Genomic DNA, 14,797 nt, shown 5'->3' on the forward strand with positions numbered 1-14,797 from the left:
CGTACAACCCGCAAATGCCCGCGAGAGGAGTAGGGCATTCCCCTAGGACGGGCGGTTTCTCCAATGGATACGAGGGTTTCACGACTGTTCGGTCATTTCAGATCAATGACTTCGAATCCCTTCCTGTCAGGCACCGCATTCATCCCTTTGGGTTCTTCCGGCTGGCCTTTCGGGCTGATGAAATCGTAGACGATAAATTTTTCGGGAATCTCATAGCCTTCGTTGGGGATGATCAGGCGCATCTGCCGAGCATTCAGGTACAGAGAAACCGGAAGTGCCTTTTCGGCAAAATCAATGCGCTCAAGGGTTCCGCTGCCTGGATTTTTGCGTAAAACGGCTCCTTTCATATAGGGAGAACCATAGTTCATGGCGTAGACCAAACTGGAGCCCATGCATTTGGCCATGACGACTTCGCCAACAAAGTCCGGATCGGGCATGTCGGTGAAGGCAGTTTCGGTCTGGCTGTCGATGTTGACGAAGAGTCGCTGCCCATCGTCGCGGGAGGTCGACAGCAGGGATGCGATTGAACCGTCCGAAAGCGGACAATCCAGAAGGTTTTTTTGGGCGTCTGCAAAAGCCGGATGACAGGCAAGCGCGAGGATGAAGGGTAACCACCGCTTTTTCATTTCAATGTATCTCTGAGTACATCCATCGAGTTAGGTCGGCGTCCAGCTTTCTGGCGCACTCACTTGTTTTGAGGTTGTAAACGCTGTTCGATTTGCCGCGGTACTTTAGGCCTCTGGTGGCGTGTTTTCCACGACCGGCTAGACGCAGGTTGAAACGCAGGTCGGATTCGTCGTACTAACCTGCAGACCGGGCGTTGGTCGGAACACACCCTCAGCGTCCGACTAAAGTCGCCTGTAGCACGTCAAAGCCATCTGCCATCATGGGCGCTCACCCCCGCGTGTTCACTTCCTTCCGGTTCTTCACTGTTCCGGGACGGAAGCTATTTCTGGTTTGTTTGCGCCCCTGCGCAATCGTTGTTCTGTTGGAGTTTTCAATGCGTCCCCCATTTCCCCTCATCACCCCGCGCCAGTCGTTTGGCTTCGGAGCCTTTGTGCTGTGCGCCGGTTTTACCGCGCAGGTTCAGGCCAGCGGTTTTTTCGAAGACACCACGGCGAAGATCGAGTCGCGCACGGTGTACTTCAATCGCGATTTCCGTGATGGGCACACCTCCAGTGATCAGGGCGCGTCCAAGCGCGAAGAGTCGGCGCAGGGCTTCATTCTCAACCTGCAATCGGGCTATACCGAAGGCACCGTCGGTTTCGGCATCGATGCGCTGGGCATGGCGGGTTTCCAGCTCGATTCCAGCCCTGATCGCAGCAACAGCGGACTGCTGCCATCCAGTGGCGACAACCCGCGTGGTTCGAAAGGTCAGTACGCGAAGATGGGCCTGACGGCCAAGGTGAAAGTCTCGGACACCGTGCTGAAATACGGCGCGCTGCTGCCGGATCTGCCGCTGCTCAAGTACAACGACGGCCGCCTGCTGCCGACCATGTTCAACGGTGCGATGCTGACGTCCAAGGAAGTGAAGGACCTGACTTTCATGGCCGCGCGCCTGGACAAGTACACCGCCCGGGACTCGACCGACTCCCAGGACATTCGCGTGCACTGCAAGAACAAGCGCTACGCCTGCAACGTCACCGCCGATCATTTCGACATGTACGGCTTCGATTACAAGATCAACGATCGCCTGACCGCGCAGTATCACTACGCCGAGCTGGAAGACATCTATCGCCAACACTTCGTCGGTCTGCTGGGCAACCAGCCGCTGGGTGACGGCGTGCTGAAAGCCGATCTGCGACTACTGAAAAGCGCCGACAGCGGCGATACAAAAGCGGGTTCCATCGACAACCGTGCCTTGAGCGGCATGCTGTCCTACGGCATCAGCGGCCACACCTTCAGCGCCGGCTGGCAGCGCATGAACGGTGACAATTCGATGCCTTACCTCGATGGCAGCAATCCGTACCTGGTGAACTACGTGCAGGTCAACGACTTCGCCGCCGCACAGGAACGTTCCTGGCAGCTGCGTTACGACTACGACTTCAAGGCGATCGGCATCAACGGCCTGAGCTTCCTGACCCGTTACGTGAACGGCGACCACATCAAGGTTCCGGGCAGCGATCAGGAAGGCAAAGAGTGGGAACGCGACAGCGAGTTGAAGTACGTGATCCAGAGCGGCACGTTCAAGGACGTCAGCCTGCGTTTGCGTAATGCGACGTATCGCACCAACTACGAGAAGTTCGCCCGGGACGTGGATGAGACCCGGTTGATTGTGAGTTACAACTTTTCGGTGTTGTAAGTCCGTTCAGTTCAATGACCATCGCGAGTTCACTCGCGATGGTTTTTTTTGGCCTGCGATCAGAGCCAATGCCAGAACCGGCTCCAGAACCCGCGATTCAAATCATCCTTGCACGCCGCGTATTGTTGACCGTACATGTCCGAGCGGTTCTGCACCTTGCGCGCCACCGGCGGCAGCCACGCCTTGCTGGCATAGGTCTTCTGGCGAAACCCGCCCCAGCCTTCGTGGTAATTGAGGTACTGGTTGTAAGCGTCGTACTTGTACACGCCGTTGACCGAGGTGGTCTTGTCCATGTACCAGCCGACAAAGTCGATGGCGTCGTCGAAGTCTTCGCGGTCGGCGCCGTGTCGGCCGGTGCTTTTCTGGTAGTCGGACCAGACTTCGTCCTTGGCCTGCGCATAACCCGATGCCGTCGTGACGCGACCCCACGGAATCACCCACAGCAGGTATTTGCGCGGGGTCTTGGCGTCGTAGCGGTAGCCGGACTCCTGATACATGATCGCGAACGGCACCTGGATCGGTACGCCCCAGCGCTTTTGCGTGACTTGCGCCGCGTCGTACCAATCACTCTTTTCCCGAAAAATCTCGCAGATGTTTTCCGGCGAACGCGGTGGCGATGTTCCGCAACCGGTCAGCAGTGCCGCCAATACCAAAAGTCCAACCGTACGCCCCGAATTCAAAAGCCGTCATCCCGTCGTGCAAAAAAGGGCGCCAGTCTACGCGGTCAGGTCAACTGATGGCGATAAGGCAAATCCGGACCTGTCTTGCTGCACGTCAGGGCGGCGGCCTGTACGGCAAACCTGAGCATGGCGTCGATCTGATCGCGTTGCAGATGCTGTACACCTTCCACCGAATCCAGTTCCTGCTCGGTCAGCCAGGTGATCAACGCGGCCTGGAAGGTATCGCCCGCGCCGACGGTATCGGCGATTTTCACCGAACTCGCCGGCACCGACCATGAACCGTGAGCACGACTGAACACGGTCGCGCCTTCACCGCCACGGGTCAGGAACACCACCTGGCAGCGATGCTGCAGCCAGCCTTCGATGACGCGCTGCGGATCCTGCTCGGGGTACAGCAGGCTCAAATCCTCGTCGCTGACCTTGATCAGGTCCGCCAGTTGCACCAGTGTGGCGATCCGCTCGCGCCACAGGTCGATGTTCGGTTCGGGATTGAGGCGCACGTTCGGGTCGAGGCTGATCAGGCGCTTGCCGCTTTCACGCTGAATCAGCGCGAGCAGAGTATCGGCAACCGGTTGCACCACCAGCGAGAACGAACCGAAGTGCAGACCGCGCACTTCAGACCCCAGCGTTGGCAGATGCGCCAGACTCAACTGCCGGTCAGCGCAGCCTTCGCCCCGGAAGCTGTAATGCGGCGAGCCATTGGCGCCCACCGCGACCATGGCCAGCGTGGTCGGCGCCGCGAAATCCACCAGATAATCCGGGCGTACGCCTTCGTCCTGAAGCACCTGCTGCAAGCGCCGGCCGAGGTAGTCGGTGGACAACCCGGCGAACAGCGCCGAGTCCACGCCCAGTCGGCGCAAACCCACGGCCACGTTGAACGGCGAGCCACCGGCAATCGCCTTGAAATTGACTTTCGACGCCTGCCCGCCGGCATCGTCTTCGCTGAAGAAATCGAACAGCGCTTCGCCACACACCAGGTACATAGTTGTTTGCTCTTTATAAGGTTGCGACATGCAGTCGATAGCGTTCATAGGCCTGCTGGAAGGCTGCGACATTCGCGGCAATCGGCAGGGTTTCACTGTTCAGGTCGAGCTTCACGCAGCGTTCGCACAGGTCGGCCAGGGTGTCTTCGTGGCCGTTCGACCACGACTTGCACCACGCCGCCTGAATCGCCGCGCCCAGGGCGGCGGCTTCGCTTTGCTCGGTGCAGATCACCGGGGTGTTCATGATGTCGGCGACGATCTGCCGCCACACCGCACTTTTCGAGCCGCCGCCGATCAGGCAAATGCTGCGGCTTTGTAAACCATTCTGGCGCAATAGATCCAGTCCGAAACGCAGGCCGAAGGTGGTGCCCTCGACGGCGGCGCGGCACAGATTGGCCCGGGTCAGGTTATCGATCGTCAGGCCATGCAGGCTGCCAGTGGCGTGGGGCAGGGGAGGCACGCGCTCGCCGTTGAGGAACGGCAGCATGCTCACGCCATCAGCGCCGATCGGCGCCTGGGCCACCAAGGCGTTGAAAGCGTCGAGATCGAGGTCGAACAATTCGCGGATCGCGCCGGTAGCGTTGGTCAGGTTCATGGTGCAGATCAACGGCAACCAGCCGCCGCTGGACGAGCAGAACGTGGCGACCGAAGCATCCGGGCTGACCTTTGGCGCTTCAGCGTAGGCGTACACCGTACCGGAGGAGCCGAGACTCATGGTGATCGCGCCCGGCTGAATATTGCCGGTGCCGATGGCGCCCATCATGTTGTCGCCGCCACCGCTGGATACCAATGCGTTGGGGTTGATACCCAGTTGTTCGGCAATCGCCGGCAGGATCGTGCCGACCGCTTGATGGGCGTCGATCAGCTCCGGCAGCGCTGCTTGCAGACGGCCGCTGGCATCGATGTCGCGCAGCAGTTGCAGATCCCATTGGCGGGTGCGCACATTGAAATAGCCGGTGCCGGACGCGTCGCCATATTCGCTACAGCTACGGCCGGTGAGCCAGAAGTTCAGGTAATCGTGGGGCAACAGGATCTTTGCGATCCGTGAGAAAACGGCGGGATGTTGTTCCTTGGTCCATAGCAGTTTGGACACGGTGTAACCCGGCGCGATGACCACGCCGAGGCGTTCCAGCGAGCCTCTTTCGCCGCCCAGGTAAGTCAACAGCCGATCGTTTTCTGCGGTGGTTTCGGTGTCGCACCAGAGCTTGGCCGGGCGCAGTACCTGGCCTTGGTCATCGAGCAGCACCAGACCGTGTTGCTGGCCGGAAACGCCGATTCCGAGGATCGACTGGCCGTCGACATTTGCTGCCAGCAACGCACGCCGGGTGGCGAGGGCGAAGGCCTCCAGCCACTGCCCGGTGTCTTGCTCGCGACGGCCGTTGGCACCGCTGATCATCGTGTGGGCGGCGGCACCCTGGCCCAACACCTGACCGCTGGTGGCGTCGAGGATGATGGCTTTGGTGCCTTGGGTGCCGCAGTCGATGCCCAGGAAGAGTTGTTGGGTTGTCATGAGTACCTCACCCGTCAGGACAGAATGCTTTCCAGAGTCCGCGTCACTCCCTCTTCCCGCAAGCTTTTCAGGCACCACTCAAATTCCGCCACAAACTCCGTCGAACGCGGTATCGCCGTACCGAAGATTTCTTCAACCCCCAACAACCGCTCAGTAATCAGCGAATCCTCCGCCACCAACGCCTGACAAAACGCCGCCCGAGGATCCGGAATCGAATAAGTATCGCCATTCTCATCCACGCCTTTCAGATACAACGCCCAGGCCGCCACCACCAACGCCGCCCGTTTGGTCTCACGTCCATCCGCAATCAACCGATTGATCGTCGGAATGGTGAACTTGGGAAACTTCGACGAACCATCGGAGCAAACCCGCTCCAGTTGATCGGCAATCGCCTGATTGGAGAACCGCGCCACCAACGTGTTCTTGTACTCGGTCAGGTCGATGCCCGGCACCGGCGCCAGTTGCGGGGTCACGTCCAGGTCCATGTAGGCGCGCATGTAGCGCACGAACAGTGGGTCGTTCATGGTGTCGTGGACGAAGCGGTAACCCTTCAGAAAGCCCAGATAGGTCAGGGCCAGATGACTGCCGTTGAGCAGTTTGATCTTCATCTCTTCATAGGGCGAAACGTCGTCGGTGAACTGCACGCCGACCTTTTCCCAGGCCGGGCGGCCGTTGACGAACTTGTCTTCCAGCACCCATTGCACAAACGGTTCGCACACCACTGGCCAGGCGTCGTCGACGGCGTGTTTGTCCGCCAGTTGCAGGCGATGCGCGGTGCTGGTCATCGGGGTGATACGGTCGACCATGGCGTTGGGGAAGCTGACGTTGGCGTCGATCCAGTCGCGCAAATCCGGGTCAAGCAGCGCGGTGAAGGCCAGCAGTGCCTTGCGGGTGACGGCGCCGTTGTGTGGCAGGTTATCGCAGGACATCACGGTAAACGCCGGAATGCCCGCCGCACGTCGCCTGGCCAGCGCCGCGCAGAGGAAACCGAACACGGTTTGCGGCTGTTGCGGGTAAGTCAGGTCGTGCTGAATCTGTGGCAGGTGCGTCATGAACTCGCCGTTGCTGTCATCAATGCAATAGCCACCCTCGGTGATGGTCAGCGAGACGATGCGGATCTGCGGGTCGGCGAGTTTGTCGATCAGCACCTGGGCACTGTCGCTGGCCAGTAGCATGTCGCGGATCGCACCGATGACGCGGACTTCGGTGTCGTCGCTGTCACCCAGTTCGAACAGGGTGAACAGGTAGTCCTGTTCCTTGAGGTCGTCACGGGCGCGGCGGTCTTCGGCGCGCAGGCCGACGCCGCAGATCGCCCAGTCCAGCGCTTCGCCGGTGTTCATCAGCGCATCGGTGTAATACGCCTGATGCGCGCGATGGAAACCGCCGACGCCAATGTGGGCGATGCCCTGGCGGGTGTCGTTGAGGCTGTAGGCCGGCAACTTCACTTCGGCGGCGAGGCGGTTGAGGTTCTGCTTGTTCAGTTTCATCGGGTCAGTCTCGAAATCAGGCGGCGGCGCGCAACGGGCGGGTCAACGCCACGCCGTCGGCATCGAACAGATGGCAGTGGGAGGCGTCCAGGTGCAGGTTCAGTTGTTCGCCGTAACGGCTCGCCAGATCACCGCGCACGCGCATGGTCAGGGCTTCGCCGGCGTTGGTCTTGACGTGGCAGAAGGTGTCGCTGCCCAGCCGTTCGCTGACGTCGGCGGTGACTTGCAGGGTGCAGTCGCCCGGTTGCGCCAGCTCCAGATGTTCCGGGCGAATGCCCAGGGTCACAGCGCTGCCGACGCTCAGATTTGCCGCGTTGAACGGCAGGGTGATGCGCGTGCCGGCGTCCAGCGAAACTTCGCAGCTCTGGCCGTCGACCCGGGCGATCTTGCCCTTGAGGAAACCCATTTTCGGCGTGCCGAGGAACCCGGCGACGAACAGGTTGGCGGGGTTGTGATACAGGTCCAGCGGCGAGCCGACCTGTTCGATCTTGCCGCCATTGAGCACCACGACTTTGTCGGCCATGGTCATGGCTTCGACCTGATCGTGGGTCACGTAAATCATCGTCGCCTTGAGGTCCTTGTGCAGGCGCAGCAGTTCCAGGCGCATCTGCACCCGCAGGGCGGCGTCGAGGTTGGACAGCGGTTCGTCGAACAGGAAGATTTTCGGGTTGCGCACGATCGCCCGGCCGATGGCCACGCGCTGACGCTGACCGCCGGACAGTTGCTTCGGTTTGCGCTCGAGCATCGGGCCCAATTCGAGAATCCGCGCCGCTTCACCGACTTTTTTCTCGACCTCAGCCTTCGGCACGCCCGCCAGATCGAGGGCGAACGACATGTTCTTTTTCACGGTCATGTGCGGATACAGCGCGTAGGTCTGGAACACCATCGCCAGATCACGCTTGGCCGGGCTGACTTCGGTGATGTCGCGCCCGTCCAGTTCGATGGTGCCACCGCTGACTTCTTCCAGGCCGGCGATCAGTCGCAGCAGGGTGGATTTGCCGCAGCCCGACGGGCCGACGAATACCACGAATTCCTTGTCGTTCACCTCAAGGTCGATGCCCTTGATGATGGAAAAACCTTCGAAGCCTTTTTGCAGATTCTTGATTTTCAGGTTGGCCATGGTGGCGCTCCTCATACGAATTCTTATTTCACGGCGCCGAACGACAGGCCGCGCACCAGTTGTTTCTGGCTGATCCAGCCGAATATCAGGATCGGCGCGCAGGCAAGCGTCGAGACGGCCGACAACTTGGCCCAGAACAATCCTTCGGGGCTTGAGTAGGAGGCGATCAGCGCGGTCAGTGGCGCGGCTTTCGACGAGGTCAGGTTCAGCGACCAGAACGCTTCGTTCCAGCACAGGATCAGCGACAGCAGCACGGTCGAGGCCAGCCCGCCCTTGGCGATCGGCAGCAGCACCCGGAGCATTTCCTGCATCAGCGTGGCGCCGTCGAGGCGGGCGGCTTCGAGGATGTCCTTGGGGATGTCCTTGAAGTAGGTGTAAATCATCCAGACCACGATCGGCAGGTTGATCAGCGTGTAGATCACGATCAGCGCAATGCGCGTATCGAGCAGGCCGAAACTCTTGGCCAGCAGGTAGATCGGCATCAGCACGCCCACTGGCGGCAGCATTTTGGTGGAGAGCATCCACAGCAGCGTGCCTTTGGTGCGCTGGGTTTCGTAGAACGCCATCGAGTAGGCCGCCGGCACCGCGATCAGCAGGCAAAGAGCCGTGGCGCTGAAGGAAATTACCACCGAGTTCCAGGCAAAGCTGAAGTAATCACTGCGCTCGTTGATGTGCAGGTAGTTCTCCAGCGTCGGCGTGAAGATGAACTGCGGCGGCGTGGCGAAAGCGTCGATTTCGGTCTTGAAACTGGTCAGCACCATCCAGAAGATCGGGAAGAAAATGATGATCGCGATGGCCCAGGCCAGCGTGCCGAGCAGCAGGCTTTGCAGCCGGCGGGATTGTTGGAGAGTCATGGCAGGCCTCAGGCTTTGTCAGTCAGGTTTTTGCCGATCATCCGCACCAGAATGATCGCGGCGATGTTGGCGATGACCACGGCGATCAGGCCGCCGGCCGAGGCCATGCCGACGTCGAACTGCACCAGCGCCTGGTTGTAGATCAGGTAGGCGAGGTTGGTCGACGCGTAGCCGGGGCCGCCGTTGGTGGTGGTGAAGATTTCGGCGAACACCGACAGCAGGAAGATGGTTTCAATCATCACCACCACGGCAATCGGCCGCGCCAGATGCGGCAGGGTCAGGTGCCAGAAGATCGCGACAGGGCCGGCGCCGTCGAGGCGGGCGGCTTCTTTCTGTTCCTGGTCGAGGGACTGCATGGCGGTCATCAGGATCAGGATTGCGAAGGGCAGCCATTGCCAGGAAACAATGATGATGATCGACAGCAGCGGGTAGTGCGCCAGCCAGTCCACCGGTTGCGCGCCGAACAGCTTCCAGAGGTAGGCCAGGATCCCGGACACCGGGTGGAAGATCAGGTTCTTCCAGATCAGCGCACCGACCGTGGGCATGATGAAGAACGGCGAAATCAGCATCACCCGCACGATGCCGCGACCGAAGAACTCGCTGGCCTCCAGCAGCGCACTGATCAACACACCGAACACCACGCTGATCAGCAACACGCTGCCCACCAGCAGCAAAGTGTTGGTGGCGCCGGGCAGGAACCCGGAGTCGGTCAGAAAGTAGGTGAAGTTATCCAGCCCGACGAATTCATTGATGCCCGGGTCGAGCAGGTTGTAGCGGATCATCGAGAAATAGACGGTCATGCCCAGCGGCACGATCATCCACAGCAGCAACAGGGCCACCGAAGGGCTGACCAGAAACCAGCCGGGATTGGCCACGCGGTTTTTGCGCTGGGGTTGCGACAGGTCGATGTGGGCTTTGGCAGTTGAAGTATTCATGGCGATCACATACTCGAGATACAGCGAGTTCTTTGAAGGGAGGGAGCAAGCTCCCTTCCTTCAATTGAAGAGGGCAGTGGTTACTTGGGGTAACCCGCGCGCTTCATCTCGCGTTCGGTGGTTTGCTGGGCGGCGGTCAGCGCCTGGTCGACCGTGGTCTGGCCGATCAGTGCCGCCGAGAACAGCTTGCCGACCTGGGTGCCCACACCCTGGAACTCAGGAATGGTCACCAGTTGAATGCCGATGTAAGGCACAGGCTTGAGGGTCGGTTTGCTCGGGTCAGCCGCTTTCAGCGACTCCAGCGTGACCTTGGCAAACGGTGCGGCGCTCATGTAGGCGTCGCTGTAGGTCGAGGCACGAGTGCCCGGCGGTACGTTGGCGATGCCGTCGGTCTTGGCGACCAGTTCGCCGTACTCTTTTGAGGTGGCCCAGGCACTGAATTCTTTGGCGGCGTCCTTGGACTTGGAACTGGTCGGAATCGCCAGTGCCCACGAGTACAGCCACGCCGAACCTTTATCGGTGACCTGATGCGGCGCAAAGGTGAAGCCGACGTGATCGGCGACTTTGCTCTGGGTCTTGTCGGTGACGAACGAGCCGGCGACGCTGGCATCGACCCAGATCGCGCACTTGCCGCTGTTGAACAGCGCGAGGTTTTCGTTGAAACCGTTGCTGGAGGCACCCGGCGGGCCGGACTTTTTCATGGTGTCGACATAGAAGTTCAGCGCGTTCTTCCATTCCGGGCCACTGAATTCGGGTTTCCACTGCTCATCGAACCAGCGTGCGCCGTAAGCGTTGGCCACGGTGGTGATCAGCGCCATGTTCTCGCCCCAACCGGCCTTGCCGCGCAGGCAGATGCCGTATTGCTCCTTGTCCTTGTTGGTGAGTTTTTCGGCGAAGCCTGCGATCTGCTCCCAGGTCGGACGCTCCGGCATGGTCAGGCCGGCGTCCTTGAACAGGTCGGTGCGGTAATAGGTGATCGAGCTTTCGGCGTAGAACGGCAAGGCGTACAGCGAACCCTTGACCGACAGGCCTTCACGCACCGACGGGAACACATCGTCGAGGGCGTAGCTGGTCGGCAGATCCTTCATCGGTTCCAGCCATCCTTTTGCACCCCAGAGTGCGGCTTCGTACATGCCGATGGTCAACACGTCGAACTGACCGCCCTGGGTGGCAATGTCGGTGGTCAGGCGCTGACGCAGGACGTTTTCTTCCAGCACGACCCAGTTCAACTTGATGTCCGGATGCTCGGTCTCGAAGGTTTTCGAGAGCTTTTGCATGCGGATCATGTCGCTGTTGTTGACGGTGGCGATGGTCAGGGTCTGGGCGCCAAGGCTGACGCTGCTGAGGGTCATGCAGGTGAGGGCAAGCAGAGCTTTTGCAGTGGGTTGCATCGTGCACTCCTTTTCTGCACCCGGTGGGGGACAGAAGGACAGTTATTGTTTTTGTGTCTTCCGGCTGCAGGAAGAATGTGCACTGATTACAGCCTTCAATCGCTGGGCTGACAAATCATCCCTAGCACTTGAATCGATACTTTTTTGCACTCTCGATTGAGGCGACAAACACAGGGAAGGGCGTTTCAGGACGGCGAGGGCAATGAAACCGTACAGGTTTTCGGGCGTCAGCCGTGGTTTTGCTCGGTCAGACGCTGCACCACCAGCCGCCGATAATGCGAGGGCGTCATGCCTTTGAGCTGCTGAAAGCGCCGATTGAAATTGGAGATGTTGTTGAAGCCCGATTCGAAACACACCTCGGTCACCGGTTTGTCACCGTCCGCCAGCAGTTCACAGGATTTGCTGATGCGCAGACGGTTGACGAATTCGATGAAATTGCGCCCCGTGGCCTGCTTGAACACGCGGCTGAAATAGGTCGGTTTCATGCCCAGGTGTTCGGCGACTTCCTCCAGCGGCAGTTCGCGGGCGTAGTGGGCGAAGATGTAATCCACCGCGCGGTTGGTGCGGTCGATGTTGTGTTCGTCGGCCAGTTGCGGCGTGGTTGCTCCAGACAGCAATTGGTAGTCGTCGGAGGCCGCCAGCAATTCCATCAGGATGAAAAAGTGTCCGAGACGGGTGATCCCGCTTGAATCGGCGATGCGTTGCATCAGGGTCATGGCCTGACGAATCGTCTGCGGTGAGCGGAATTCGATGCCGTACTGCGCGCGTTCCAGCAGTGGCGCCAGAGTCTTGAGTTCGGCGAACACCTGATGGCCGCTTTCGAACAGTTCATCGGTGAAGTTAACCAGCATGTCGCGTTTCTCGACCACTTCGTCTTCGGCCACCTGGCTGATCCAGTTGTGCGGCAGGTTGGGGCCGGTGAGGAACAGCGTCTGCGGGTAGAAGTTGCCGATGTAGTCGCCGATGAATACCTTGCCCGAACTGGCCACGATCAGGTGCAGTTCGTATTCCTTGTGAAAATGCCAGCGCACCAGCGGGCAGGGGAAGCCGTGCTGGCGATAGATGATGGACAACCCGTTGTGGTCATCCATCAATTCATAAGAGGGGTCGGTGACGCGGGCGGTTCGGGTCATGGTCGGGCGCTTTTTTTGTTATCGCCCGGCGATCATGCCTCTTTGCGCGCCCGTTACGCCAGCAGGCGATCAGCGGGGCGCAGGTGGGCCTTGGTTTGATTCACGGCACGGCAGAACGACACGATGTTGCTCTCTTCGATGAAGTCGACGTTGATGACGTTGCACTTCATTGCCCAATCACTGTTGTCTGGATCGAACCACTCGTTCAGTTCTTTATGAATATCAACCGGGCCGCCCAGTGCGGTGTAACAGGTGGCGGACAACGACCAGGGTTTCCACGCGCCAGGTGGGGATTTCAGGACATTGCCGATGAACTGTTTCAACTCCGCCGAGCCGGTCAGATCGCTGCCCGACCATTCATGGTTGATGTAATCGATGAACACGTTGCGATCAAGTTGCCAGTGTGACCGAGCGGCCGCGAATACACGTTGCTCTTTGCTGATGTGTTTGAGTTGCCCAAGGCCGGCGCTCAGGTTTCTGCTCGGGATCAAGCGATGTCCGAGCAGGTGAATCATCATTTTATTGAAGTAGTCATAATCGAAGTCGTTACCGTCGAGACTGTGGAAGTCCAGAACAATGAACTCGTCCGGGTTTTTCTTCAGAAAGTTTTCTACGTCGGTGATCAAGCTGCCCAGGGTTCGGGAGTTGCGGTGTCCGCCATGGTGAGCACGGAATCTGCCGACGCCTTCGGCCTTTGGCTCGTAGGCCAGGCGAATGTCCAGCACCCGTGCGCCATGGTGAAGTTGGGCGTGAAACGAGTCATGCTGGCAAGCCAGCCAATGACGGGGTGGGCCGAACACTGGATAACTGGCGCGCCAGTCGCTGCCGGCGTTGTGGGTTCCCGGCAGGGTCAGTTCGGATATCGAAAGTGAATCAATGGACGGTGTCGCCGCCATCCAGTTATAGGAGGCGTAGTTATTGATATCGGTCATGCATGCATCCTGCATAAGTTAATTGAGACGCCACTCTTTAATAACGAAAGTGGCGCGGGCAGGATGTTTATAGTGTTTAGCTTTTCAGATGGCTATCTATCGATTGATACAGGTTGTTGGTTGTTGTGTTTATAAATTTCCGGGCTTTATTGTTTGTTTGCATTCTTTGCTTCAATCCACTGCGCCATGTATTGCGTGCTCTTGTGCGAGTGATGTCGCAACATGCTGCCGGTGAAGTTGTTGCGTCTTAGTTGGGCAATGTTTGCGCGACAGTCCAGCAGTTTGTTGATCAGCGCCGCCCCATGTATGGCCTGCTGATAAACCTCCTGGAGTAGCGCGTGCCCCTGGGATTGGGCCGCTTGCCAACGCACCTCGTCTCGATAAAGCTCGACCGCGGCATTGGCCAGATCCTGCGCCGTACGGCAGACAGCGCCCGGCCAGGGTTGGTCGGTATGCATGCCTTCAGCGCCAATCGGCGTGGTGACACTCGGCGTGCCGCAAAGCATGGCATCGATCAGTTTGCCCTTGATGCCGGCGCCAAAACGCAGGGGCGCCAGGCAGATGCGCGCATCGGACATGACCTGCAACGCATCCTCGGCCCAGTTCATGATGTGAAAACCCTGCGCTGCATTGTGCAGTGCTGCAGCCTTGGGCGGCGTGTAGGCGCCGTAGATGTGCAATTGTGCTTTGGGCAGTTGTTCGCGGATCAGTGGCCAGACGCTCGACTTCATCCATAAAACCGCGTCCCAGTTCGGCGCGTGACGGAAATTGCCAATACTGAGGAAGTGCGCGCGCTCCTCGAAAGGTTTCGCCGGTGCGCTGGGCGGTTCGACCATCAACGGACACCAGTGCAACAACTCGGGCGGCAGCTTGAACTGCTGCACCAGCAACTCGATTTCCACCTGCGAAATCATCAGGTTCAGATCGCAGCGGTAGAGCGCGGCGATCTCGCGCTTGGCCAGGTCGGTGTCGGCCATCAGGTCGAACTCTTCGGCCAGCGCCGGGGCAAACAGCTGATCGAAATCGTTGGCGTCATCGCTGAGCTTGAGGCGATCCTTCAACCGCTGATGACGGGCATGCCGCAGGCTTTGCAGATCCGAGGTTTCCAGAACGCGCAAGGCATCAGGGCAGTGCTTTTCCACTCGCCAGCCGAACTGCTCTTCGATCATGAACTGGTCGAACAGCACGATATCCGGGGCGAGTTCGCTGATGAAGGTGTCGAAGCTGCTGTTGTTCAGCTCGATCGGGACTTCGCGGATGCCCAATGCAGTCAGGTCGGCGCGGTGCTCACCGGTGCCGGCAGGGCTGGCAAAGGTGATTTGCCAGCCTTGTTGCAGGAAGGTCTCGAGAATCTGCATCACGTGCCCGCTCGCAGCGGAGGAGCGGGGTTCCGGCCAGACGTAACCAATGACGAGGACTTTGGTTGCGGGCTGACTCATGAGAAACGATTCCTGGGACGAAGAGACGAAA

The 14,797-nt window shown here is 59.5% G+C and carries 13 protein-coding genes; 1 reads left to right on the top strand and 12 read right to left on the bottom strand.

Annotated elements, in window-relative coordinates; genetic code table 11:
• Positions 1-92: 92 nt before the first annotated feature.
• Positions 93-626, bottom strand: a complete 534-nt coding sequence (locus tag AC1RME_RS05570) for a hypothetical protein (protein WP_493070723.1) — start codon at positions 624-626, stop codon at positions 93-95.
• A 374-nt stretch (positions 627-1,000) separates the two neighbouring features.
• Between AC1RME_RS05570 and AC1RME_RS05575 the strand changes: the two genes are divergently transcribed.
• The gene (locus AC1RME_RS05575) at positions 1,001-2,302 is read left to right on the top strand and encodes an OprD family porin (RefSeq protein WP_493090688.1); all 1,302 of its coding nucleotides are present in this window, start codon (positions 1,001-1,003) and stop codon (positions 2,300-2,302) included.
• Between the two features lie 59 nt (positions 2,303-2,361).
• On the opposite strand, the gene AC1RME_RS05580 is transcribed toward AC1RME_RS05575, so the two are convergent.
• The 11 genes from AC1RME_RS05580 to AC1RME_RS05630 all read right to left on the bottom strand — a co-directional run bounded on the left by AC1RME_RS05580 (position 2,362) and on the right by AC1RME_RS05630 (position 14,766).
• A complete protein-coding gene (locus tag AC1RME_RS05580) occupies positions 2,362-2,982 on the bottom strand; it encodes a transglycosylase SLT domain-containing protein (RefSeq protein WP_493070725.1) in 621 nt (206 codons plus the stop codon).
• A gap of 44 nt (positions 2,983-3,026) precedes the next feature.
• Positions 3,027-3,965, bottom strand: a complete 939-nt coding sequence (locus AC1RME_RS05585) for a carbohydrate kinase family protein (RefSeq protein WP_493090690.1) — start codon at positions 3,963-3,965, stop codon at positions 3,027-3,029.
• Positions 3,966-3,978: 13 nt separating this feature from the next.
• Positions 3,979-5,475 (bottom strand): xylulokinase, encoded by a 1,497-nt coding sequence (gene xylB / locus AC1RME_RS05590; protein ID WP_493090691.1) that lies wholly within the window; start codon positions 5,473-5,475, stop codon positions 3,979-3,981.
• 14 nt (positions 5,476-5,489) lie between these two features.
• The gene (locus AC1RME_RS05595) at positions 5,490-6,962 is read right to left on the bottom strand and encodes a mannitol dehydrogenase family protein (RefSeq protein WP_493090692.1); all 1,473 of its coding nucleotides are present in this window, start codon (positions 6,960-6,962) and stop codon (positions 5,490-5,492) included.
• Positions 6,963-6,978: 16 nt separating this feature from the next.
• Positions 6,979-8,082 (bottom strand): ABC transporter ATP-binding protein, encoded by a 1,104-nt coding sequence (locus AC1RME_RS05600; RefSeq protein WP_096820358.1) that lies wholly within the window; start codon positions 8,080-8,082, stop codon positions 6,979-6,981.
• 23 nt (positions 8,083-8,105) lie between these two features.
• Complete coding sequence (locus AC1RME_RS05605; protein ID WP_096820359.1) at positions 8,106-8,936, bottom strand: carbohydrate ABC transporter permease; 831 nt, start codon at positions 8,934-8,936, stop codon at positions 8,106-8,108.
• 8 nt (positions 8,937-8,944) lie between these two features.
• Positions 8,945-9,871, bottom strand: coding sequence for a carbohydrate ABC transporter permease (locus AC1RME_RS05610; protein WP_096820360.1), 927 nt, complete (start codon positions 9,869-9,871; stop codon positions 8,945-8,947).
• A gap of 80 nt (positions 9,872-9,951) precedes the next feature.
• Positions 9,952-11,262 carry an ABC transporter substrate-binding protein gene (locus tag AC1RME_RS05615; protein WP_096820361.1) on the bottom strand — a complete coding sequence of 437 codons (1,311 nt, stop codon included), beginning with the start codon at positions 11,260-11,262 and terminating at the stop codon, positions 9,952-9,954.
• Positions 11,263-11,489: 227 nt separating this feature from the next.
• Positions 11,490-12,395: an AraC family transcriptional regulator gene (locus AC1RME_RS05620; RefSeq protein WP_096820362.1), complete on the bottom strand. Its 906-nt coding sequence runs from the start codon at positions 12,393-12,395 to the stop codon at positions 11,490-11,492.
• Between the two features lie 53 nt (positions 12,396-12,448).
• Positions 12,449-13,327 carry a PI-PLC domain-containing protein gene (locus AC1RME_RS05625; RefSeq protein WP_096820363.1) on the bottom strand — a complete coding sequence of 293 codons (879 nt, stop codon included), beginning with the start codon at positions 13,325-13,327 and terminating at the stop codon, positions 12,449-12,451.
• Between the two features lie 146 nt (positions 13,328-13,473).
• A complete protein-coding gene (locus AC1RME_RS05630; protein WP_096820364.1) occupies positions 13,474-14,766 on the bottom strand; it encodes a glycosyltransferase in 1,293 nt (430 codons plus the stop codon).
• Positions 14,767-14,797 lie beyond the last annotated feature (31 nt).

This window comes from Pseudomonas sp. GW822-FHT03F08 (assembly GCF_058801265.1).

Coding starts and splice junctions, on each gene's coding strand:
- AC1RME_RS05570 (WP_493070723.1), bottom strand. CDS start 626: ATGAAAAAGCGGTGGTTACCCTTCATCCTCGCGCTTGCCTGTCATCCG.
- AC1RME_RS05575 (WP_493090688.1), top strand. CDS start 1,001: ATGCGTCCCCCATTTCCCCTCATCACCCCGCGCCAGTCGTTTGGCTTC.
- AC1RME_RS05585 (WP_493090690.1), bottom strand. CDS start 3,965: ATGTACCTGGTGTGTGGCGAAGCGCTGTTCGATTTCTTCAGCGAAGAC.
- xylB (WP_493090691.1), bottom strand. CDS start 5,475: ATGACAACCCAACAACTCTTCCTGGGCATCGACTGCGGCACCCAAGGC.
- AC1RME_RS05595 (WP_493090692.1), bottom strand. CDS start 6,962: ATGAAACTGAACAAGCAGAACCTCAACCGCCTCGCCGCCGAAGTGAAG.
- AC1RME_RS05600 (WP_096820358.1), bottom strand. CDS start 8,082: ATGGCCAACCTGAAAATCAAGAATCTGCAAAAAGGCTTCGAAGGTTTT.
- AC1RME_RS05605 (WP_096820359.1), bottom strand. CDS start 8,936: ATGACTCTCCAACAATCCCGCCGGCTGCAAAGCCTGCTGCTCGGCACG.
- AC1RME_RS05610 (WP_096820360.1), bottom strand. CDS start 9,871: ATGAATACTTCAACTGCCAAAGCCCACATCGACCTGTCGCAACCCCAG.
- AC1RME_RS05615 (WP_096820361.1), bottom strand. CDS start 11,262: ATGCAACCCACTGCAAAAGCTCTGCTTGCCCTCACCTGCATGACCCTC.
- AC1RME_RS05620 (WP_096820362.1), bottom strand. CDS start 12,395: ATGACCCGAACCGCCCGCGTCACCGACCCCTCTTATGAATTGATGGAT.
- AC1RME_RS05625 (WP_096820363.1), bottom strand. CDS start 13,327: ATGACCGATATCAATAACTACGCCTCCTATAACTGGATGGCGGCGACA.
- AC1RME_RS05630 (WP_096820364.1), bottom strand. CDS start 14,766: ATGAGTCAGCCCGCAACCAAAGTCCTCGTCATTGGTTACGTCTGGCCG.